A 21,389-nucleotide genomic window follows, 5' to 3' on the forward strand; every position below is an offset into this window, starting at 1 on the left:
CCATGCGGGGCTGGGGGCGTCGGGCCCGGGGCACTACGGGCCGCCCCCGTTTGCCGCCCCGCCCCCCCGGCCCACTTTGCGGGGGGGGTGGGTGGGCAAAGGCCCTCAGACCTCCGCCGCAGCGAACGCCCCCCGCGCCATCCGGTGCAGCAGCTCCGCCGTCGCCCCCCGCCCGGGAAGCGACCCACCCCTCCCCAGATGGGGCGTCGAGTTCAGCAACCCGAACACCGAGTGCACAGCCGACCGGGCCGCCGGCTCCCCGAGCCCCGGGTACACCTCCCTGACGACTCCGACCCACAGCTCCACGTACTGCCGCTGCAACTGCCGCACCATCTTCCGGTCACTGTCCCGCAGGCGGTCCAGCTCCCGGTCGTGCAGGGTGATCAGAGGCCGGTCATCGAGCGCGAAGTCGATATGCCCCTCGATCAGCGAGTCGAGCACCTGCTCAGCCCCATCCCCGTCCGCCTCCGCCAGCCTCCGCTTCGCCCCGGTCAGCAGCTGCCCGCTGATCCCCACCAGCAGCTCCGCGAGCATCGCGTCCTTGCCCGCGAAGTGCCGGTACAGCCCGGGCCCGCTGATCCCGACCGCGGCACCTATCTCGTCGACTCCGACCCCATGGAAGCCCCGCTCGGCGAACAGCCGCGCGGCCTCCTTGAGGATCTGCTCGCGGCGGGTGGGGGCGTCGGTTCTGGTGGCCATGAAAACAATTCTAGACAGGGAGGTTAGCGGTCGTTAACCTGAAGGAAATGCGTTAACGCTCATTAACAAGGTGAGGGGACCCGCAGGATGCACGAGGCACCGGAGCTCACGAGCGCGGCAGACCCCGCGTCGGAGGCCTTTCGGGCCAACGAGGAGGCGCACCACGCCCTCGTCGAGGAGCTGCGCACCAAGCTCGCCGCCGCCGCACAGGGCGGCGGCGAGAAGGCTCGCGCGCGCCACACCGCGCGCGGCAAGCTGCTCCCCCGCGACCGCGTGGACACCCTCCTCGACCCGGGCTCGCCGTTCCTGGAGCTGGCCCCGCTCGCGGCCGACGGGCTGTACGAGGGCCAGGCCCCGGCCGCCGGCGTGATCGCCGGCATCGGCCGGGTCAGCGGCCGCGAGACGGTGGTCATCGCCAACGACGCCACGGTCAAGGGCGGCACCTACTACCCGATGACGGTCAAGAAGCACCTCCGCGCCCAGGAGGTCGCCCTGGACAACCGCCTCCCCTGTGTCTACCTGGTGGACTCCGGCGGCGCCTTCCTCCCCATGCAGGACGAGGTCTTCCCGGACCGCGACCACTTCGGCCGTATCTTCTACAACCAGGCCCGTATGTCCGGCGCCGGCATCCCCCAGATCGCCGCCGTCCTCGGCTCGTGCACGGCCGGCGGTGCGTACGTCCCGGCGATGAGCGACGAAGCGGTGATCGTCCGCAACCAGGGCACGATCTTCCTGGGCGGCCCGCCCCTGGTGAAGGCGGCCACGGGCGAGGTCGTCACGGCGGAGGAGCTCGGCGGCGGCGAGGTCCACTCCCGGGTCTCGGGCGTCACGGACCACCTCGCGGAGAACGACGCGCACGCGCTCCGCATCGTCCGCACGATCGTCTCCACCCTCCCCACCCGAGGCCCCCTCCCCTGGGAGGTCACGGAGGCGACGGAACCCAAGGTCGACCCGCACGGCCTCTACGGCGCGGTCCCGGTCGATTCCCGCACCCCCTACGACGTACGCGAGATCATCGCCCGCGTCGTCGACGGCTCCCGCTTCGCCGAGTTCAAGTCCGAGTTCGGCCAGACCCTGGTCACCGGCTTCGCCCGGATCCACGGGCATCCGGTGGGCATCGTCGCCAACAACGGCATCCTCTTCGCCGAGTCCGCCCAGAAGGGCGCCCACTTCATCGAGCTGTGCGACCAGCGCGGCATCCCCCTCGTCTTCCTCCAGAACATCTCCGGCTTCATGGTCGGCAAGGACTACGAGGCGGGCGGCATCGCCAAGCACGGCGCCAAGATGGTCACGGCGGTGGCCTGCACCCGCGTGCCGAAGCTGACGGTCGTGGTCGGCGGCTCCTACGGCGCGGGCAACTACTCCATGTGCGGCAGGGCGTACTCCCCCCGCTTCCTGTGGATGTGGCCGAACGCCAAGATCTCGGTCATGGGCGGCGAGCAGGCCGCCTCGGTGCTCGCGACCGTCAAGCGGGACCAGCTGGAAGGCCGCGGCGAGTCCTGGCCCGCGGAGGACGAGGACGCCTTCAAGGCCCCGATCCGCGCCCAGTACGAGCGCCAGGGCAACGCCTACTACGCGTCGGCCCGCCTCTGGGACGACGGTGTGATCGACCCGCTGGACACCCGTCAGGTCCTGGGCCTGGCCCTGACCGCGTGCGCCAACGCGCCCCTGGGTGACCCCCAGTTCGGCGTCTTCCGGATGTGAGGGGACGGACGACGATGTTCGAGACAGTACTGGTGGCCAACCGGGGCGAGATCGCCGTACGGGTGATCCGTACGCTGCGGTCGATGGGCGTGCGCTCGGTGGCCGTCTTCTCCGACGCGGACGCCGACGCCCGGCACGTCCGCGAGGCGGACACGGCGGTGCGGATCGGCCCCGCCCCGGCGTCCGAGAGCTACCTCTCGGTGGAGCGCCTCCTGGAAGCCGCCACCCGCACCGGTGCCCAGGCCGTCCACCCCGGCTACGGCTTCCTCGCCGAGAACGCCGCCTTCGCGCGCGCCTGCGCCGAGGCCGGCCTGGTCTTCATCGGCCCTCCGGCGGACGCGATCGCGCTGATGGGCGACAAGATCCGCGCCAAGGAGACGGTCCAGCAGGCCGGCGTCCCGGTGGTCCCCGGCGGACGCGACCCGGATCTGGCCGAGGCGGCCCGCGCGCTGGGCGCACCCGTCCTGCTGAAGCCCAGCGCGGGCGGCGGCGGCAAGGGCATGCGCCTGGTGCGGGACCTGACGCGGCTGGAGGACGAGATCGCCTCGGCCCGCCGTGAGGCCCGGGCCTCCTTCGGCGACGACACGCTCCTCGTCGAGCGCTGGATCGACCGCCCCCGCCACATCGAGATCCAGGTCCTGGCCGACGGCCACGGCAACGTGGTCCACCTCGGCGAGCGCGAGTGCTCCCTCCAGCGCCGCCACCAGAAGATCATCGAGGAGGCGCCGAGCGTGCTCCTCGACGAGGAGACGCGCTCCGCGATGGGCGAGGCGGCGGTCCAGGCGGCCCGCTCCTGCGGCTACCGGGGCGCGGGCACGGTGGAGTTCATCGTCCCCGGCAACGACCCGTCGTCGTACTACTTCATGGAGATGAACACCCGCCTCCAGGTGGAGCACCCGGTCACGGAGCTGATCACCGGCCTGGACCTGGTGGAGTGGCAGCTGCGCGTGGCGGCCGGCGAGCCGCTCGGCTTCACCCAGACGGACGTAACGCTGACCGGTCACGCGGTGGAGGCCCGCATCTGCGCCGAGGACCCGGCCCGCGGCTTCCTCCCCTCCGGCGGCACGGTCCTGAAGCTAAGCGAGCCGCAGGGCGACGGCGTCCGCACCGACTCGGGCCTCACCGAGGGCACCGAGGTCGGCAGCCTCTACGACCCGATGCTCTCCAAGGTCATCGCCTACGGCCCCGACCGCGCGACGGCCCTGCGCAAGCTCCGGGCGGCCCTGGCGGAGACGGTCACGCTCGGCGTGCAGACGAACGCCGGGTTCCTGCGCCGCCTGCTCGCCCACCCGTCGGTGATGTCGGGCGACATGGACACGGGCCTGGTCGAGCGCGAGGTCGAGGGGCTGGTCCCGACGGACGTGCCGGAGGAGGTGTACGAGGCGGCGGCGGCCGTACGCCTGGAGGCCCTGAAGCCCGAACCGGGCGGCTGGACGGACCCCTTCTCGGTGCCGAGCGGCTGGCGCCTGGGCGGCAAACCGAAGCCGGCCGCCTTCCCCCTGCGGGTGCAGGAGCCCCTGGAGTACACCCCGCGCGGCACCGCCACGGTCACCGACGACCGGGTCGCCGTGACCCTCGACGGCGTCCGCCACACCTTCCACCGCGCCGCCGACTGGCTCGGCCGCGACGGCGACGCCTGGCACGTCCGCGACCACGACCCGGTCGCCGCGTCCCTCACCCGCGCCGCCCATGCGGGCGCCGACTCGCTGACCGCGCCGATGCCGGGCACGGTGACCGTGGTGAAGGTCGCCGTCGGCGACGAGGTGAGCGCCGGTCAGAGCCTGCTGGTGGTGGAGGCGATGAAGATGGAGCACGTCATCGCCGCGCCGCACGCGGGCAAGGTCACCGAGCTGGACGTGGCCCCCGGCACCACGGTCGCCATGGACCAGGTGCTGGCGGTCATCGCACCGCACGAGGAGGCGGCGCAATGACGGTTCCAGGACTCCCGATGGCCGTCCCGAGCAGGGACCTGCCCACGCGCGTCCGCATCCACGAGGTCGGCGCCCGCGACGGCCTCCAGAACGAGAAGGCGACGGTCCCCACGGAGGTCAAGGCGGAGTTCGTCCGCCGGCTGGCCGACGCCGGCCTGACCACGATCGAGGCGACGAGCTTCGTCCACCCCAAGTGGGTCCCCCAGCTGGCGGACGCGGAAGCGCTGTTCCCGATGGTCGCCGGCCTCCCCGTCGCGCTCCCGGTCCTGGTCCCGAACGAACGCGGCCTGGACCGCGCCCTGGGGCTGGGCGCCCGGCGCGTGGCGGTCTTCGCCAGCGCGACGGAGTCCTTCGCCAAGGCCAACCTCAACCGCACGGTGGACGAGGCCCTGGCCATGTTCGAGCCGGTGGTGAGCCGCGCGAAGGCCGCATCGGTCCACGTCCGCGGCTACCTGTCGATGTGCTTCGGCGACCCGTGGGAGGGCGCCGTCCCGATCCCCCAGGTGGTGAAGGTCTGCCGGGCCCTGCTCGACATGGGCTGCGACGAACTGAGCCTGGGCGACACGATCGGCGTCGCGACCCCGGGCCACGTGGTGGCGCTCCTCGCGGCGCTCGACGAGGCGGGCGTCCCTCCGTCCGCCCTCGGCGTCCACTTCCACGACACCTACGGCCAGGCCCTCGCCAACACGCTCGCGGCGCTCCAACAGGGCGTCACCACGGTCGACGCCTCTGCGGGCGGCCTGGGCGGCTGCCCGTACGCGAAGTCGGCCACGGGCAACCTCGCCACCGAAGACCTGGTGTGGATGCTGCGGGGCCTCGGCATCGACACCGGAATCGACCTCGGCCGTCTCGTCGCCACAAGCACCTGGATGGCCGCCCAACTGGGCCGACCGAGCCCGTCCCGCACCGTCCGAGCCCTGTCCCACGAGGACACCGAGGAGCACTGATCACCATGGACTACCGTCTCTCCCCCGAGCTGGAGGAACTCCGCCGCACGGTCGAGGAGTTCGCGCACGAGGTGGTGGCGCCGAAGATCGGCGACTTCTACGAGCGGCACGAGTTCCCGTACGAGATCGTCCGCGAGATGGGCCGCATGGGCCTGTTCGGGCTGCCGTTCCCCGAGGAGTACGGCGGCATGGGCGGTGACTACCTGGCCCTCGGCGTGGCCCTGGAGGAACTGGCACGGGTCGACTCCTCGATCGCCATCACCCTGGAGGCCGGCGTCTCGCTGGGCGCGATGCCGATCCACCTCTACGGCACCGAGGCCCAGAAGCGCGAGTGGCTCCCCCGCCTGTGCTCGGGCGAACTCCTGGGCGCCTTCGGCCTGACGGAGCCGGACGGCGGCAGCGACGCGGGCGCGACCCGTACGACGGCACGCCTGGACTCCTCGACGAACGAATGGGTGATCAACGGCACGAAGTGCTTCATCACCAACTCGGGGACGGACATCACGGGCCTGGTGACGGTCACGGCGGTCACCGGCCGCAAGCCCGACGGCAGGCCGCAGATCTCCTCGATCATCGTCCCGTCCGGCACGCCCGGCTTCACGGTGGCGGCTCCCTACTCGAAGGTCGGCTGGAACGCCTCGGACACCCGGGAGCTGTCCTTCACGGACGTCCGCGTCCCGGCGGAGAACCTCCTGGGCGAGGAGGGCCGCGGCTACGCCCAGTTCCTGCGCATCCTCGACGAGGGCAGGATCGCGATCGCGGCCCTGGCGACGGGCCTGGCGCAGGGCTGCGTCGACGAGTCGGTCAAGTACGCCAAGGAACGCCACGCGTTCGGCAAGCCGATCGCCGCCAACCAGGCCATCCAGTTCAAGATCGCGGACATGGAGATGAAGGCCCACACGGCCCGCCTGGCCTGGCGCGACGCGGCGGCCCGCCTGGTCTCCGGCGCCTCCTTCAAGAAGGAAGCGGCCCTGGCGAAACTCCACTCCTCCACGGTCGCGGTGGACAACGCCCGCGAGGCCACCCAGATCCACGGCGGCTACGGCTTCATGAACGAGTACCCGGTCGCCCGCATGTGGCGCGACTCCAAGATCCTCGAAATCGGCGAGGGCACGAGCGAGGTCCAGCGCATGCTGATCGCGCGGGAGTTGGGGCTGGTGGGCTGATGTCAGCCACTTGTCACCAATAACGAGGTAGCACTATACGAGCCCTGCATTCCGGTAGGCGCGCCTCACCTCCATTTCTGGCGGGAGGCGCACCTTCGGTAGCAGCTTTGGACTTATCCCACTGAACTCCAGACTCTTTGCGAGCGTCGCCCTGCCGTTTAAATCCACCGAGAAGCACCATCAAATGGATACGTGGGACTTCTCGGAGATTCTGCTATCACTCAAGGTCGCCCTGCTCGAAACTCTTCCACATCTGACCACTCCCACACGGCAACATCCTCGAGTTCCCGCACTACCTCCCACACCCGGCCCACGGATCCATCCACAGGAACATTGATCGCCACGTGCCGATCCCCACTCCACTCTGCCTGCAATCCGGCCTCGCGGATCACGCTTGCAACCTCTCCCTTCGCTTCATGAAATTCACCTTCGGAGGCGGAATAGGGAAAGAAGACCCGGAATACTCGATTCCCGGAAGATCGGACCACATCAACAATAGTCCTGGCTTCCGAATCGAGCGAAACAATGTCGCCCAGCGCCAACCCGTAGACCCTGAACGGCAAGCAGCAAACTTCATACACCCTGCCCTCCAGAGCGCGCAGCCAAATTTGCTCCATCTGCCCGTGAAAGCCAAAGGGCGTCAGATCAGCCATAGCGATATGAGCAACATCAGGCCTAATGGCAGGATCGTCATGAACGATGAAGCTTACTTGAGAGCTCACGGACTACCTCTCGGATTGAAGACGGATCTACCCGGCTCGACACGATCTACCGCTTGCGCAGGATTCGTCCTGCAGTACGAACACAGAGGCGTAGGAAGACTCGGGTCTGCGTTCACTCCGATATTGTATTCACCGAGCATGCTGGCCGGGATTCGTTTACCCGCTCCAGGCCCCCCACTTGAGCCGGCCGGAATATCGTAAATCGGCTCGCCATTCACACTACAGCCGACTGGATCATTTATGTTGTGAACCAGTACCGACGTAGCCCCCGCCAGCACAAAGTACGTGTGCAGATCGCTGACCGTGAGGTTGTGAACCGTGGTCGAGCCGACCGTCCATCGCGCCACAGAGGCGACCTGGACTTTCATTCCCGCGCCAGTCCGCAGCCACTCCCCCGCCTTCAGATCAGTGGCGTCGACCCACTCCCCCAGCTCACGCACCCAGAACGGATGACCATCGGTCGCTGTGACCGAAGCCGTCTTCGAGCCCTTCTGGCCGTCGACATCCACCGTGATCTTGACGAGGTGCTTGGCGCCCTTGCCCTTGATCTCGGCTGTGACTGTCTCAACTTCCGTTTCACCCGTCTCCGGGTCTGTCGCCAAGACCTTGTCGCCGATATCGACGTCCTTGATCCTCTTGGCAGAACCGTCGGCCATCAACACCTTGGTATGGGGCGTGAAGCTGTTGCAGCCCACGGCCTCCGTAGCCTCGTCCGCCGCCCTGCTGCTCTTGCGCCAGTCCTGGAAGCTCTCCCAGAGCCTGCGGCTCAGGCCCTGGTGCACGAGCCCCGCCCCGAGCAGGAGAAGGCCTTGGCCCGGCTCGCCGAGGTCATCGCCCCGCTGTGGCACGAGGGGCTGGACGACCGGTTGTCGGCGATGGCCCGGTTGCGTCTGTACCTCGTACGGAACACCATGCTGGACGAGCTGCTCGAACTGGTGGCTTTCGAAGGCGAGCTGGCCGAGCGCGGCGTCGCAACCCCGGTGGTCGCCGACGGCGGCCGTGCGTATGCCCGTTACCCCTACCTCCGCGATCCCTCCCGCGGCATCCCCGACATCTGCTACGACGTGACCAAGCAGCTCGGCGTTCGTCACCACGTCACCCACGCCGCACTGTGCGGTTCTGTGCTGCACCTGGCCGGACACGGTTACTTACACCGGGTCGCCACCGAAGCCGTCTCCACCGAGCTCGTCCTGCGTGAGCGGGGAAGCGGGACGGAGTACCGGCTTCCGGTCACGCACACGGCGACACCTGGTCTCGGAAGGGATGAGGACGAGGGGAGATATCCCTACGACCGGGCCGGCTTCGAGGCCGCCGTCGACATCACCACCTGCGATGACGGTGCGCCCCTCCCTGACGGACTCTGGGATATTTCCCTCACCATCGGCGCTCAAGGCATCTGCCGTGATGTTCGGATCGGCAGCAAGAGGGACGGCGGCGTCTCCGGTGCGCCGACGACGCACATCGTGGCCGGAGATGACGAGATCCGAGCCGTGACGCTGTACGCCACCAGACCGCATGGCAACTTCACGCTCGACATCGGTGAGCGGAAGCATGCGGTGCCGCCCCAACTGACCGTCACCTCCGTGCGGTGGGCGCCAGGGACGCCCGCTGAACTGGAGTTCACGGGCCGGTGCACACTGGCCGCCCTTCCCGACGGCGTTCTCGCCGTCCACTTGGAGGACGGCGCGGGCGGCAGCGCCGTCTTCCCCGCCCGCGCTTGCTCACAGGTCGGAGACGACCTCGTGGTGCGGGTGCCGGTCACCGAGCTGCCTGCCGGACTGTGGACCGGGCAGCTGCGGCTCGGCGGTTGGGCCTGGAGCCTGCCGCCGGCCCCCGCCGGCCTTCCCCCCGCCAAGTGGCGGCGTCACGGCTTGCCTTGGTATGCGAAACCCGTAACGGGCCAGGGCGAGGAGTTCGGCCTTCATGTCGCCCGTACCCACCTGGCCCGGGCCGTCGCCCGCCGACTCAAGTCGTAGGCGCGGACCCGCAGAAAATCACCCGCGCACAGCCCCGTGATCCGGATCACCGGGCCGTCGGGCGTTCCCGCGCCCGCCCTCGGGCACACATCCCCCGGGCCCCTCCTGGACATGATCTGAGGTTAGGCTAACCTAATCAACGATCCAGCCAAGCGGCTGTCAGCCGTGCCCGCAGTGGCTCCGTACGCACGAAAGCAGACCCCGTCATGTCGAACGCCAGAACCGCCCGTTTCTCCCGTCGCGGCCTGCTCGCCGCCGGTGGTGCTCTCGGGCTCGGCGCCCTCGTGACCGCGTGTGGCAGCGAAGACCCCAAGGACGGCGGCTCGGACGCGAAGGGCGCCGCCAAGTCCGGCCCCTGGTCCTTCAAGGACGACCGTGGCAAGACCGTGAGCCTGGACCAGGTCCCCACGAAGATCGTCGCGTTCACCGGTGTCGCCGCCGCCCTGCACGACTACGGCATCGAGGTCGAGGGCGTCTTCGGCCCGACCAGGACCAAGGACGGCAAGGCCGACGTCCAGGCCGGCGACATGGACGTCAGCAAGCTGACCGTCTTCGGCAACCGGTTCGACCAGTTCAACGTCGAGCAGTACGCGGCTTTCCAGCCCGAGGTGCTCATCACCACCACCTTCGACGCCGCCGGCACCCTCTGGTACGTCCCGGAGGCGTCCAAGGACAAGATCGCCAAGCTCGCCCCGAGCGTGGCCCTCTCGGTCTTCGACCGTCAGATGCCGAAGCCGCTTCAGCGCATGGCGGAGCTCGCCGAGTCGCTCGGCGCCGACCTGAAGGACGCGAAGGTCGTCGAGGCGAAGAAGCGGTTCGAGGCCGCCTCCGAGCGGCTGCGCAAGGCCGCCAAGTCCCGCCCCGAGATCAAGGTGCTGGCCGGTTCCGCCTCGGACGCCATCTTCTACGTCTCCGGCTCCAACTTCTCCATCGACCTGGAGTACTTCAAGGCCCTCGGCGTGAACCTCGTCGAGCCTCCGAAGAAGGCCATGGAGGCCAGCGGCGGCTGGTTCGAGAACCTCAGCTGGGAGAACGTCGACAAGTACCCGGCCGACGTCATCATGATGGACGACCGCGCCTCGACCATCCAGCCGGCCGACATCACCGAGGCGACCTGGAAGAAGCTGCCCGCGGTCAAGGCCGGTCAGGTCATCGCGCGTTCGCCCGAGCCGATCCTGTCGTACGACAAGTGCACGCCCCTGGTCGAGAACCTCGCGAAGGCGATCGAGAGCGCCAAGAAGGTCTCCTGACCGCGCCACCCGCGGCAGGCGCTTGAGGGGGTGTCGCGGCCGCGGCCCGGATGCGGCCGGTCGCGCCCGTGCGGCGGAGCCGCACAGCGACACGGCCGCATGCCCCCTGGACGCCCCCAGTTTCCCCTGACGACAAATCAGGAGTCCTCATGACCACCGCTGTAGCCGCCCCGTTCCGCTTCTTCTCCCTCCAGGTCGTGCGGACGAGGCGGCTCGGGCCGTCTCTGGTCCGGGTCACCTTCGGGGGACCCGATCTGCACGCCTTCCACTCCGACGGGCGCGACCAGTCCCTGTCCCTGTTCCTGCCGCACCCCGGGCAGCCCGAGCCGGTCGTCCCGCTCGAACTGGGGGACGGCTGGTGGCAGGGCTGGCGCGAACTCCCCGAGGACGTACGGGCCGTGATGCGCTCGTACACCCTGCGCGGTCTGCGCCGTGACCCGGACGAGATCGACATCGACTTCGCCCTGCACGGCATCGAGCCGGGTGCCTCGGTCCAGGCCGGCCCGGCCTCCCGCTGGGCCGCCCGGGCCGCCGCCGGGGACCGGGTCCTGCTGCTCGGCCCGGCCGTGGCCGACAACCGGGCGATCCGCTTCCGGCCGCCCGGGGACACCGACCTCGTCGTCGTCTGGGGCGACGAGACCGCCGTCCCCGCCGCATCGGCCATCGTCGAGGCACTGCCGTCCGGCACCCGCGCCCGGGTCTTCCTGGAGGTCCCGCACGCCGGCGACATCCAGGACCTGGTGACCGAGGCCGACGCCGAGATCACCTGGCTCGTCAGGGAGGAACGGGCCACCGAGGGGGCTCCCATGGCCCTCGACGCCCTCCGCGCCGCCCATCTGCCGTCCGCCGAGCGGCCGTACGTCTGGATCGCCGGCGAGTCCGGGTGCGTGAAGGAGCTGCGCCGGCACTTCGTGCGCGAGCGCGGCATCGACCGCCGCAGGGTGACGTTCGTCGGCTACTGGCGCCGCGGCGTGAGCGAGGAGCAGCTGCGGGCGGAGGCGTAGCCGCAGCTCACCGGCGCTGAAGTGACACGAGTGACCACAGTCACGGCAGGGCCTGCCCTTCGCTCAAACAAGTTAGGTTAGGCTTACCTAAGTTCTGGACGCCGGAGACCAGCCCATCCCGTCCCACACCGGACTGTCCCCACCGGAGGACCCCCACATGCGCTCGCACCTGCTCAACGACACCACCGCGGAGCAGTACCGCCGCTCCGTGACCGACGGAGTCGAGCGGGTGGCCGCCAAACTCGCCACCACCGACCGGCCGTTCACCGGCATCACCGTCGACGCCCTCGCCCCGCGCATCGACGGGATCGACCTCGACCAGCCGCTGCACGACACCACGGCGGTGCTCGACGAACTGGAGGACGTCTACCTCCGGGACGCGATCTACTTCCACCACCCCCGCTACCTGGCCCACCTCAACTGCCCGGTCGTCATCCCGGCCGTGCTCGGCGAGGCAGTGCTGTCCGCCGTCAACTCCTCGCTGGACACCTGGGACCAGTCGGCCGGCGGCACGCTCATCGAGCGGAAACTGATCGACTGGACGACCGACCGCATCGGCCTCGGCCCCGCCGCCGACGGCGTGTTCACCTCCGGCGGCACCCAGTCCAACCTCCAGGCGCTGCTGCTCGCCCGCGAGGAGGCCAAGAGCAACGACCTCGCCGACCTGCGCATCTTCGCCTCCGAGGTCAGCCACTTCAGTGTGAAGAAGTCCGCGAAGCTGCTCGGCCTCGGCCAGGACGCCGTGGTCTCCATACCCGTCGACCACGACAAGCGCATGCAGACCGTCGCGCTCGCCCGCGAGCTGGAGCGCTGCGCGCAGGACGGCCTCGTCCCCATGGCCGTCGTCGCCACCGCCGGCACCACCGACTTCGGCTCCATCGACCCGCTGCCCGAGATCGCCGAGCTGTGCGAGCAGTTCGGCACCTGGATGCATGTCGACGCCGCCTACGGCTGCGGCCTGCTGGCCTCCCTGAAGCACCGGGACCGCATCAGCGGCATCGAGCGTGCCGACTCGGTCACCGTCGACTACCACAAGTCCTTCTTCCAGCCGGTGAGTTCCTCGGCCGTGCTCGTGCGGGACGCCGCCACGCTGCGCCACGCCACCTATCACGCCGAGTACCTCAATCCGCGCCGCATGGTGGAGGAGCGCATCCCCAACCAGGTGGACAAGTCCCTCCAGACCACCCGCCGCTTCGACGCCCTCAAGCTGTGGATGACCCTGCGGACCATGGGTGCCGACGGCATCGGGCAGCTCTTCGACGAGGTGTGCGACCTGGCCCGGGAGGGCTGGAAGCTGATCGCCGCCGACCCGCGCTTCGACGTCGTCGTGGAGCCGAGCCTGTCGACACTGGTCTTCCGCTACATCCCGTCGGCCGTCACCGACCCCGCCGAGATCGACCGCGCCAACCTCTACGCCCGCAAGGCCCTGTTCGCCTCCGGTGACGCCATCGTCGCGGGCACCAAGGTCGGCGGCCGCCACTACCTGAAGTTCACCCTGCTCAACCCCGAGACGCAGGCGTCCGACATCGCCGCCGTCCTCGACCTGATCGCCGGCCACGCCGAGCAGTACCTGGGAGAGTCCCTTGACCGCGCGTCCTGACAACCCGACCGCAATCCACGACTTCGTGGGGATCGGGCTCGGCCCCTTCAACCTCGGCCTGGCCTGCCTGACCGAGCCGATCGACGCACTCGACGGCGTCTTCCTGGAGTCGAAGCCCGACTTCGAGTGGCACGCGGGGATGTTCCTCGACGGCGCCCACCTCCAGACGCCGTTCATGTCGGACCTGGTCACCCTCGCCGACCCGACGTCCCCGTACTCGTTCCTGAACTACCTGAAGGAGAAGGGCCGGCTCTACTCGTTCTACATCCGCGAGAACTTCTACCCGCTGCGCGTCGAGTACGACGACTACTGCCGCTGGGCCGCGGGCAAACTGAGCAGCGTCCGCTTCGGCACGACGGTCACCGAGGTGACGTACGAGGACGAGCTGTACGTCGTACGGACCACCGCCGGCGACACCTACCGGGCCCGTCACCTGGTCCTCGGCACCGGCACCCCGCCCCACATACCCGAGGCCTGCCAGGGCCTGGGCGGCGACTTCCTGCACAACTCCCGCTACCTGGACAGCAAGGCGGAGCTTCAGAAGAAGGACTCGATCACCCTGGTCGGCTCGGGCCAGTCGGCCGCCGAGATCTACTACGACCTGCTCAGCGAGATCGACGTCCACGGCTACCGGCTGAACTGGGTCACCCGCTCCCCGCGCTTCTTCCCGCTGGAGTACACCAAGCTCACGCTGGAGATGACGTCCCCGGAGTACGTCGACTACTTCCGTGAGCTGCCGGAAGCGACCCGCTACCGCCTCACGGCCGAGCAGAAGGGCCTGTTCAAGGGCATCGACGGCGACCTGATCAACGAGATCTTCGACCTGCTCTACCAGAAGAACCTCGGCGGTCCGGTGCCCACGCGGCTGCTCACCAACTCCGCCCTGACCAGCGCACGTTACGAGAACGGCACGTACACGCTCGGCTTCCGCCAGGAGGAGCAGGGCAAGGAGTTCGAGCTGGACTCGCAGGGCCTGGTCCTGGCGACCGGCTACCGGTACGCCGAGCCGGAGTTCCTGGCCCCCGTCAAGGACCGCCTGGTCTACGACGCGCGGGGCAACTTCGACGTCGCCCGCAACTACGCGATCGACGTCACCGGCCGGGGGATCTTCCTTCAGAACGCCGGCGTCCACACGCACAGCATCACCAGCCCGGACCTGGGCATGGGCCCGTACCGCAACGCGTACATCATCCGCGAGCTGCTCGGCAGCGAGTACTACCCGGTGGAGAAGACGATCGCGTTCCAGGAGTTCGCCGTATGAGCGCCACCGGCATCGGAACGCTCACCGTGCGCCCGCTCGACCCGCTGAAGGACGCCGAGCTGCTGCACTCCTGGGTCACCCACCCCAAAGCGGCCTACTGGATGATGCAGGACGCGAAACTCCAGGACGTCGAACGCGAGTACATGCGGATCGCCGCGCACGAGCACCACGACGCCTTCATCGGCCTGCACGAGGGCCGGCCCGCGTTCCTGATGGAGAAGTACGACCCCCGGTACGTCGAGCTGGAAGGCCTGTACGACCCGGAGCCCGGCGACGTCGGCATGCACTTCCTGGTCGCACCGACCGACCGCCCGATCCACGGTTTCACCAAGGCCGTCATCACCGCCGTGATGGACGAGCTGTTCGCCGACCCGCGCACCCGCCGAGTCGTGGTGGAGCCCGACGTGAGCAACAAGGCCGTCCACGCGCTCAACGAGGCCGTCGGCTTCGTGCCCGAGCGTGAGATCGACAAGCCGGAGAAGCGCGCGCTGCTGAGCTTCTGCACGCGCGCACAGTTCCTGGCCGCCCGAGGAGTAGCCGTATGACCCTGTCCGACGCCGTAGCGCATCTGTCCCCCCACCGCTGGGCGCGGGCCAACCGCCTCCTGATCCGCAAGGCCCTCGCCGAGTTCGCGCACGAGCGGCTGATCACCCCCGAGGAGGACGGCAAGCAGTACGTCGTCCGCAGCGACGACGGCCTGACGAGCTACCGCTTCTCGGCCGCCCGCCGGGCCCTGGACCACTGGCAGGTGGACGCCGAGTCGATCACCCGTCACCGGGACGGCTCCGAACTCCCGCTCGCCGCACTGGACTTCTTCATCGAGCTCCAGAAGTCCCTCGGCCTGAGCGACGACATCCTGCCGGTCTACCTGGAGGAGATCTCCTCCACCCTCTCCGGCACCTGCTACAAGCTCACCAAGCCGGACATCACGGCGGCCGAACTCGCCCGCGGTGACTTCCAGGCCATCGAGACCGGCATGACCGAGGGCCACCCGTGCTTCGTGGCCAACAACGGGCGGCTCGGCTTCGGCATCCACGAGTACCTGGCCTACGCGCCGGAGACGGCGAGCCCGGTCCGCCTGGTGTGGCTGGCCGCGCACCGCTCGCGTGCCGCGTTCACGGCCGGTGCCGGCATCGAGTACGAGTCGTTCCTGCGCGAGGAGCTGGGCGCGGAGACCGTCGAGCGCTTCCACGGAGTCCTGCGCGAGCAGGACCTCGACCCGGCCGACTACCTCCTCATCCCGGTCCACCCCTGGCAGTGGTGGAACAAGCTCAGCGTCACCTTCGCCGCCGAGGTCGCCCGCAGGCACCTGGTGTGCCTGGGCGAGGGCGACGACGAGTACCTGGCCCAGCAGTCCATCCGGACCTTCTTCAACCGGACCAGCCCCGAGAAGCACTACGTCAAAACGGCCCTGTCGGTCATCAACATGGGCTTCATGCGGGGCCTGTCGGCGGCCTACATGGAAGCCACGCCGGCCATCAACGACTGGCTGGCCCAGCTCATCGAGGGCGACCCGGTGCTGCGGTCCACCGGCCTGTCGATCATCCGCGAGCGGGCGGCCGTCGGCTACCGGCACCTGGAGTACGAGCAGGCGACGGACCGCTACTCGCCGTACCGCAAGATGCTCGCCGCGCTGTGGCGGGAGAGCCCGGTGCCGTCCCTGGAGGAGGGCGAGTCCCTGGCCACCATGGCGTCCCTGGTCCACGTCGACCACCAGGGGGCGTCGGTCGCGGGCGCGCTGATCGAGCAGTCGGGCCTCGCCCCGAAGGAGTGGCTGCGCCGCTACCTCCAGGCCTACTTCACGCCCCTGCTCCACAGCTTCTACGCCTACGACCTGGTGTTCATGCCGCACGGGGAGAACGTCATCCTGGTGCTGAAGGACGGAGTCGTGCAGCGGGCGATCTACAAGGACATCGCCGAGGAGATCGCGGTGATGGACCCGGACGCCGTGCTGCCGCCGACGGTGGAGCGGCTGCGCGTGGAGGTCCCGGAGGACAAGAAGCTCCTGTCGATCTTCACGGACGTCTTCGACTGCTTCTTCCGCTTCCTCGCGGCGAACCTCGCCGCCGAGGGCGTCCTGGCGGAGGACGACTTCTGGCGCACGGTCGCGGACGTCACCCGCGCCTACCAGGAGTCGAAGCCCGAACTCGCCGACAGGTTCCAGCAGTACGACATGTTCGCCCCCGAGTTCGCCCTCTCCTGCCTCAACCGCCTCCAGCTCCGCAACAACGAACAGATGGTCGACCTGTCGGACCCGTCCGGCGCCCTCCAGCTGGTGGGCAGCCTGAGGAACCCGATAGCGGACCTCTGACCTCACAGACAGACGCGCACCCCGGAGTACGGTCCTCCGGGGTGCGCGTCATCTTGCTTGCATGGGGCGCCCTTCAGGAGCACGGGGAACTGCACGATCTTCAGGGGCGCGGGGAACTGCGCAATCCTTCAGGGGCGCGGGAAACTGCGCAATCCTTCAGGGGCGCGGGGAACTGCGCGACCAGCCCCCTCCGGCCCGCAGGCACATCACCGCCCGCCCGCACCCCACGGAACCTGCGGCGACCGATACCACTCCATCCCCAGCGCATCCCACCGCTCAGCCTGCGCAGCAAGCCGCACCTTGTACCGCTCCCAGTCGAGAGAAGCCGCCGGCGACCACCCCAGCTCGGCAACCCCGGGCAGCCTCGGAAAAGCCATGAACTCGATATGCCCGGAGTTCTCCAGCGTCTCCGACCACATCGGCGCCTCGACCCCCCGCACCGCACCCCCCGGCACCCCCGGCAGATACGCCCCGGGATCCCAGTCGTAGGACCGCCGCACCTCGACGTACCCCGCCCAGGACAACCCCAGCGGCGTCTCCTTCGTGTACTTCATGTCGAGGTACACCCGGTCCGCCGGAGACAGAATCAGCCCCGTCCCGCTCTGCGCGGCCTTCACCACCCGCGCCTTCTCCTCCGCACCGGTGCCGTCCAGCCCCCAGTACTGCGCGAGAGCCCCCTTCGCCGGGGTCGCCCCGGTGAGCTGGTGCCACCCGACCACGGTCTTGCCGTACTTCGCGACGATCGGCTGCACCCGGTCCATGAACGTCACGTAGTCCTCATGGCTGGTGGAGTGCGCCTCGTCGCCTCCGATGTGGAGGTACCTGCCGGGTGTGAGCGCGGCGATCTCCCGGATCACGTCGTCCACGAAGTCGTACGTGATGTCCTTGCCGACGCACAGCGAGCTGAAGCCGACCTCGGTGCCGGTGTAGAGCGGCGGTGCGACGCCGTCGCAGTTCAGGTCGGCGTACGAAGCCAGCGCCGCGTTGGTGTGCCCGGGCATGTCGATCTCGGGCACGACCTCCAGGTAGCGGGAGGCGGCGTACCGCACGATCTCCTTGTAGTCGGCCTTGGTGTAGAAGCCGCCGGGGCCGCCACCGACCTCCGTGGAACCGCCGTACGTGGCCAGCCGCGGCCAGGAGTCGATGGCGATGCGCCAGCCCTGGTCGTCGCTGAGGTGCAGATGCAGTTTGTTGATCTTGTAGAGGGCGAGCTGGTCGATGTAGCGCTTGACCTGCTCGACGGTGAAGAAGTGCCGGGAGACGTCGAGCATGGCGCCGCGCCAGCCGTAGCGCGGGGTGTCCGTGATCGTGCCGCCCGCGACGAGCCAGGGGCCGGGCTGGCCGGAGTCCTTCTCGACGGCCGAGGGCAGGAGCTGGCGCAGGGTCTGCACGCCGTGGAAGAGGCCGGCGGGCCGGGCGGCGGTGATGGTGACGCCGCCCCGGCCGCTGTCGAGCCGGTAGCCCTCGGCGCCGAAGGGGCCCTCGGCGATGCGGAACCGGATGCCACCCGCGCCCTGGTCGGTGACGGGGAGGCGGTAACCGGTCGAGGGGCGCAGGATCCTCGCGAGGTACTCGGCGACGCCCCGGGCCTCGCGGGAACCGTCGACGCGGATGTGGGTGCCGCGGGTGATCCGGTACGGGGATCCGCCCGGGTCGGCCGATGCGGGCGCGGGGACGACCCGGTCGAGCGGGGTCGGGGATGCCTGCGGTGCGGGCGCGGCCCCGGTGACCGGGGCGGCCATCGCGACCAGCAGCAGGGAGCCGAGCAGGCGGAGCGTTCTGCGGTGCTGTCTCACACGGCCATCTCTCACGAGCGTGTCCCTTCACGAGCCGTTGAGCTCCAAGAGGTCTGGACCACTCTCTCGTGAGTCGGGTGGAACAATCCACCCTATGGCGGAGATCATCCAAAAGGACGGCACATGGGCCTTCGACGGGGACGCGCTGCGGCTGACCCCAGGACGGGACAAGAACGTCAGTCTGTTGCGCAGAGAATTGGGTGAACTGGTCGTCCCGTTACGGGCATTGGCCGGCATCTCGCTGGAGCAGGGCAAGAAGGCCGGGCGGCTCAGGCTGCGGCTGCGCGACGGCGCCGACCCGCTGCTGCACGCCACGGGCGGCCGGCTCACCGAGCCCCACGACCCGTACCAGCTGATCGTGGAGTCCGACCGCTACGGCGTCGCCGAGTACTTCGTGGACGAGGTCCGCAGCGCCCTGCTCCTCGACCAGGTCCCGGCCGGGCCGGTCGACGCGTACCTGCTGCCGGGCCCCTCCGTCCCCCTGTCGGTCTCCGCCGGGGACGGCACCGCCGGTTTCGACGGCGAACGCATACGCCTGGAGTGGAACTGGAAGACGGAGGACGCCAAGGCCGCCGCCGGCGCCCGCACGCTCGCGCTGGCCGACATCACGGGCGTGGAGTGGCACCCGGCGGCCGGCCTGGACAACGGCCACCTGCGCTTCACCGTGCGGCACGCGCCCACCAAGACCCCGCCCAAGTACGACCCCAACGCCGTGGAGCTCTGGGGGTTCAAGAAGGACCCGCTGATGGCGCTGGTCGCGGCGGCGGTCCAGGCCAGGCTTCCGCACCCGGCCCGGGCCGCCGACGACGATCCGGCGGACGCGCTACCGGAACCGCCTTCCGCTCCGGTCGCGTCCCCCGAGGACGATCACGACGCCCTGCTGCGCCGCCTGCGCGAGCTCGGTGAACTGCACCGCTCGGGCGTGCTGACGGACGAGGAGTTCTCCTTGGCCAAGCAGGCGGTCCTCAAGCGGATGTAGGACGCGCGCCTACTTCGACGTGCGCCTACTTCGCCCGGCGGGCCACCGTGAAGTGGTCGACCTGGTCACCGTTCTCGGCGATGCCGCGCACCGTGAGCGTGGCCAGGCGCCCCTTCGGCGCGGGTGCGACGTCCACGCGCAGGAAGGAGTAGTCGAGGTAGCGCACCCGCGACCAGGCGACGGTCTCGTTCTGCTTGCCGCCCTTGACGTTGACGAACGAGGCGACGGACTCCACGTCGTGCTCGTTTCCCTCGTACGACAGCGGGGCGCTGAAGGCGTAGAGGCTGCGCCCGGCCGCACCGGCCGTCACGTAGACCACGCCCTCGGTCTCGGGGTAGGCCGTGCCGCCGATCGGGAGCTTCTTGGTGACCTTGTCGCCCTTGATCACGTCGGTGCGCTCGTACTGGTGGTTGTGGCCGTTGATCACCAGGTCCACCGTGTACTTCTCGAACAGCGGCACCCACTCCTGCCGGACCCCGCCCTCGGAGGCGTGGGAGGTGGAGGTGCAGTAGGCGCAGTGGTGGAAGAACACGACGATGAAGTCGATGTCGTGCGCGGCCCGGTACTTCTTGAGCTGCGTCTCCAGCCACGTGGTCTGGGTGCCGCCGGAGATGCCGAGGTTGGCCGGGATCTCGAAGGAGATGTCGTTGGCGTCGAGCGAGATGATCGCCGTGTTGCCGTGGACGAAGGAGTAGACGCCCGGCAGGTTCTTCTTGTCGGGGCCGTTGTCCGGGAGGGTCCAGCGGGCCTCCTCGCCGCCGTAGCCGTTGGGCGAGTACCAGGCCTCCATGTCGTGGTTGCCGTAGGCGGGCATCCACGGCACGGACTTGGCGACGGACTCCGTCTGGGCGAGGAACTGGTCCCAGATCCGCGAGTCGAACCCGGTGTCGTCGGTCCTGCCCTGGCCGGCCGGGTCACCGTAGGCGATGTCGCCCGCGTGCAGGTGGAAGGCCGGGTTCTGGCCGAGCAGGAGGCTGTTGTTGGCGAGCGCGTGGTAGCTGACGCCCTCGTCGCCGAAGGCCGTGAAGGTGAACGGCTCCTTGTGCGCGGGGGCGGTGGTGAAGGTGCCGAGGGTGCCCAGCAGGTGGGGTGCGGCCGGATCGAAGCCCTGGTGGCCGACGCCGTAGTAGTAGGTCCGGCCCGGGCGCAGGTGGGTCAGTCTGGCGTGGACGTAGTACTGGGTGTGGTTGCCGCTCGCGCCGACACCGGCCGGTGTGAAGAGGGTGCGGACCTCGGCGTCGAGCTTGCGGGAGAGGTCCCAGGGGTGGGCGCCGATCCGGATGAACGGCTTCTTGACGGCGACGGGGACCTGCCAGGAGACGGTCATCTCCGTGCGCGGGTCGGTGCCGTAGGCGAGGTGGCGGCCGAAGGGGGCGACGAGAGCGCCGTCGACGGATGCGGTCGCCGGGGCGGTGCGGGTGGTCGGCACAGCGGCCTGTGCGGTGGCGCCGGGTACGAAGGCGCCACCCGCGACGGCGCCGAGCGTGACGGCACCGCCTCTGATCATCGTGCGCCGGGAGAACCTGGCGCGCAGGTACTCGTGCTGCTCGGCCATGCTCATGCGCTCGGCGAGCCGCTCGGGTACGCCCATACGAGGAGTGTCCATGGCGTCCAAAAATCGACGCCTCGGGCAACGGGACGCCGGACGTCCGGTGGACGCTGCACGAACAAGCCCTCATGACACGTTCAACGTTCCCCCAAGCGCTCCCCACAGGCGCTTGCCCGAAATCGGGCAGAATTCTTGCGAAAGCTTCGCCGGTACTCCAGGATCTAGCGAGTGCACGACGAACTCGTTGATCATCTGACGCGGTCCACCGCCCTCGGGCGGGGCGAGGCGCTGCGTGTGATCCAGGACGTGCTCGCCTACTTCGACGAGACGACCGAGGAGTACGTCCGTCGCCGCCATCGCGAGCTCCAGGCCCAGGGCCTGGTGAACGCGGCGATCTTCGAACGGATCGAGGCGGACCTCAAGTACCGCGCGGTGGCCCCGCCGGAGCTCTCGCTCCGGCAGCTGCGGCGCATCGTCTACGGCTAGGAATACGT

General features: G+C 69.4%; 17 protein-coding genes and 1 pseudogene. 13 read left to right on the forward strand and 5 right to left on the reverse strand.

Annotation, left to right across the window (positions count from 1 at the left end; all coding sequences use genetic code 11):
• Window positions 1–105 precede the first annotated feature (105 nt).
• Window positions 106–699: a TetR/AcrR family transcriptional regulator gene (locus AB0E85_RS30540; RefSeq protein WP_361933846.1), complete on the reverse strand. Its 594-nt coding sequence runs from the start codon at window positions 697–699 to the stop codon at window positions 106–108.
• A gap of 87 nt (window positions 700–786) precedes the next feature.
• Here AB0E85_RS30540 and AB0E85_RS30545 point away from each other — a divergent pair, with 87 nt between their 5' ends.
• From AB0E85_RS30545 to AB0E85_RS30560, 4 genes are read left to right on the forward strand one after another with little or no spacing between them, the layout of a single operon-like run.
• Window positions 787–2,403 (forward strand): carboxyl transferase domain-containing protein, encoded by a 1,617-nt coding sequence (locus AB0E85_RS30545; protein WP_361933849.1) that lies wholly within the window; start codon window positions 787–789, stop codon window positions 2,401–2,403.
• A 14-nt stretch (window positions 2,404–2,417) separates the two neighbouring features.
• Window positions 2,418–4,334 (forward strand): acetyl/propionyl/methylcrotonyl-CoA carboxylase subunit alpha, encoded by a 1,917-nt coding sequence (locus tag AB0E85_RS30550; protein WP_361933852.1) that lies wholly within the window; start codon window positions 2,418–2,420, stop codon window positions 4,332–4,334.
• The gene (locus AB0E85_RS30555; RefSeq protein ID WP_361933855.1) at window positions 4,331–5,281 is read left to right on the forward strand and encodes a hydroxymethylglutaryl-CoA lyase; all 951 of its coding nucleotides are present in this window, start codon (window positions 4,331–4,333) and stop codon (window positions 5,279–5,281) included. The genes AB0E85_RS30550 and AB0E85_RS30555 overlap by 4 nt, the downstream gene beginning before the upstream one ends.
• Before the next feature lie 5 nt (window positions 5,282–5,286).
• A complete protein-coding gene (locus AB0E85_RS30560; RefSeq protein WP_361933858.1) occupies window positions 5,287–6,447 on the forward strand; it encodes an acyl-CoA dehydrogenase family protein in 1,161 nt (386 codons plus the stop codon).
• A gap of 221 nt (window positions 6,448–6,668) precedes the next feature.
• Here AB0E85_RS30560 and AB0E85_RS30565 read toward each other — a convergent pair whose 3' ends face one another.
• Together AB0E85_RS30565 and AB0E85_RS30570 are read right to left on the reverse strand one after the other, a co-directional pair.
• The gene (locus AB0E85_RS30565; protein WP_361933862.1) at window positions 6,669–7,100 is read right to left on the reverse strand and encodes a DUF4265 domain-containing protein; all 432 of its coding nucleotides are present in this window, start codon (window positions 7,098–7,100) and stop codon (window positions 6,669–6,671) included.
• A 311-nt stretch (window positions 7,101–7,411) separates the two neighbouring features.
• Window positions 7,412–7,858 (reverse strand): annotated as a pseudogene (locus AB0E85_RS30570) (polymorphic toxin-type HINT domain-containing protein); the annotation flags it as partial.
• Window positions 7,859–7,945: 87 nt separating this feature from the next.
• Between AB0E85_RS30570 and AB0E85_RS30575 the strand changes: the two are divergent.
• From AB0E85_RS30575 to AB0E85_RS30605, 7 genes are all read left to right on the forward strand, one after another.
• Complete coding sequence (locus AB0E85_RS30575) at window positions 7,946–9,145, forward strand: hypothetical protein (protein ID WP_361933865.1); 1,200 nt, start codon at window positions 7,946–7,948, stop codon at window positions 9,143–9,145.
• Window positions 9,146–9,351: 206 nt separating this feature from the next.
• A complete protein-coding gene (locus AB0E85_RS30580) occupies window positions 9,352–10,395 on the forward strand; it encodes an ABC transporter substrate-binding protein (RefSeq protein ID WP_361933867.1) in 1,044 nt (347 codons plus the stop codon).
• Window positions 10,396–10,544: 149 nt separating this feature from the next.
• Window positions 10,545–11,399 carry a siderophore-interacting protein gene (locus tag AB0E85_RS30585; protein WP_361933870.1) on the forward strand — a complete coding sequence of 285 codons (855 nt, stop codon included), beginning with the start codon at window positions 10,545–10,547 and terminating at the stop codon, window positions 11,397–11,399.
• A gap of 157 nt (window positions 11,400–11,556) precedes the next feature.
• A complete protein-coding gene (gene desA, locus AB0E85_RS30590) occupies window positions 11,557–12,999 on the forward strand; it encodes a lysine decarboxylase DesA (RefSeq protein WP_361933873.1) in 1,443 nt (480 codons plus the stop codon).
• Window positions 12,983–14,260 (forward strand): lysine N(6)-hydroxylase/L-ornithine N(5)-oxygenase family protein, encoded by a 1,278-nt coding sequence (locus AB0E85_RS30595; protein ID WP_361933875.1) that lies wholly within the window; start codon window positions 12,983–12,985, stop codon window positions 14,258–14,260. The genes desA and AB0E85_RS30595 overlap by 17 nt, the downstream gene beginning before the upstream one ends.
• Window positions 14,257–14,805, forward strand: coding sequence for a GNAT family N-acetyltransferase (locus AB0E85_RS30600; RefSeq protein WP_361933877.1), 549 nt, complete (start codon window positions 14,257–14,259; stop codon window positions 14,803–14,805). The genes AB0E85_RS30595 and AB0E85_RS30600 overlap by 4 nt, the downstream gene beginning before the upstream one ends.
• Window positions 14,802–16,571, forward strand: a complete 1,770-nt coding sequence (locus AB0E85_RS30605; protein ID WP_361933880.1) for an IucA/IucC family siderophore biosynthesis protein — start codon at window positions 14,802–14,804, stop codon at window positions 16,569–16,571. The genes AB0E85_RS30600 and AB0E85_RS30605 overlap by 4 nt, the downstream gene beginning before the upstream one ends.
• 206 nt (window positions 16,572–16,777) lie before the next feature.
• Here AB0E85_RS30605 and AB0E85_RS30610 read toward each other — a convergent pair whose 3' ends face one another.
• Window positions 16,778–18,367 (reverse strand): beta-N-acetylhexosaminidase, encoded by a 1,590-nt coding sequence (locus AB0E85_RS30610; protein WP_361933883.1) that lies wholly within the window; start codon window positions 18,365–18,367, stop codon window positions 16,778–16,780.
• A gap of 94 nt (window positions 18,368–18,461) precedes the next feature.
• On the opposite strand from AB0E85_RS30610, the gene AB0E85_RS30615 reads away from it, so the two are divergent.
• A complete protein-coding gene (locus AB0E85_RS30615) occupies window positions 18,462–19,346 on the forward strand; it encodes a DUF4429 domain-containing protein (protein ID WP_361933885.1) in 885 nt (294 codons plus the stop codon).
• Window positions 19,347–19,371: 25 nt separating this feature from the next.
• On the opposite strand, the gene AB0E85_RS30620 is transcribed toward AB0E85_RS30615, so the two are convergent.
• Window positions 19,372–20,937, reverse strand: a complete 1,566-nt coding sequence (locus AB0E85_RS30620; protein ID WP_361933888.1) for a metallophosphoesterase family protein — start codon at window positions 20,935–20,937, stop codon at window positions 19,372–19,374.
• A gap of 186 nt (window positions 20,938–21,123) precedes the next feature.
• Here AB0E85_RS30620 and AB0E85_RS30625 point away from each other — a divergent pair, with 186 nt between their 5' ends.
• A complete protein-coding gene (locus AB0E85_RS30625) occupies window positions 21,124–21,381 on the forward strand; it encodes a hypothetical protein (protein ID WP_030838058.1) in 258 nt (85 codons plus the stop codon).
• Window positions 21,382–21,389: the final 8 nt, after the last annotated feature.

Source organism: Streptomyces sp. NPDC029044, from assembly GCF_040637495.1.
Classification (GTDB): Bacteria; Actinomycetota; Actinomycetes; order Streptomycetales; family Streptomycetaceae; genus Streptomyces.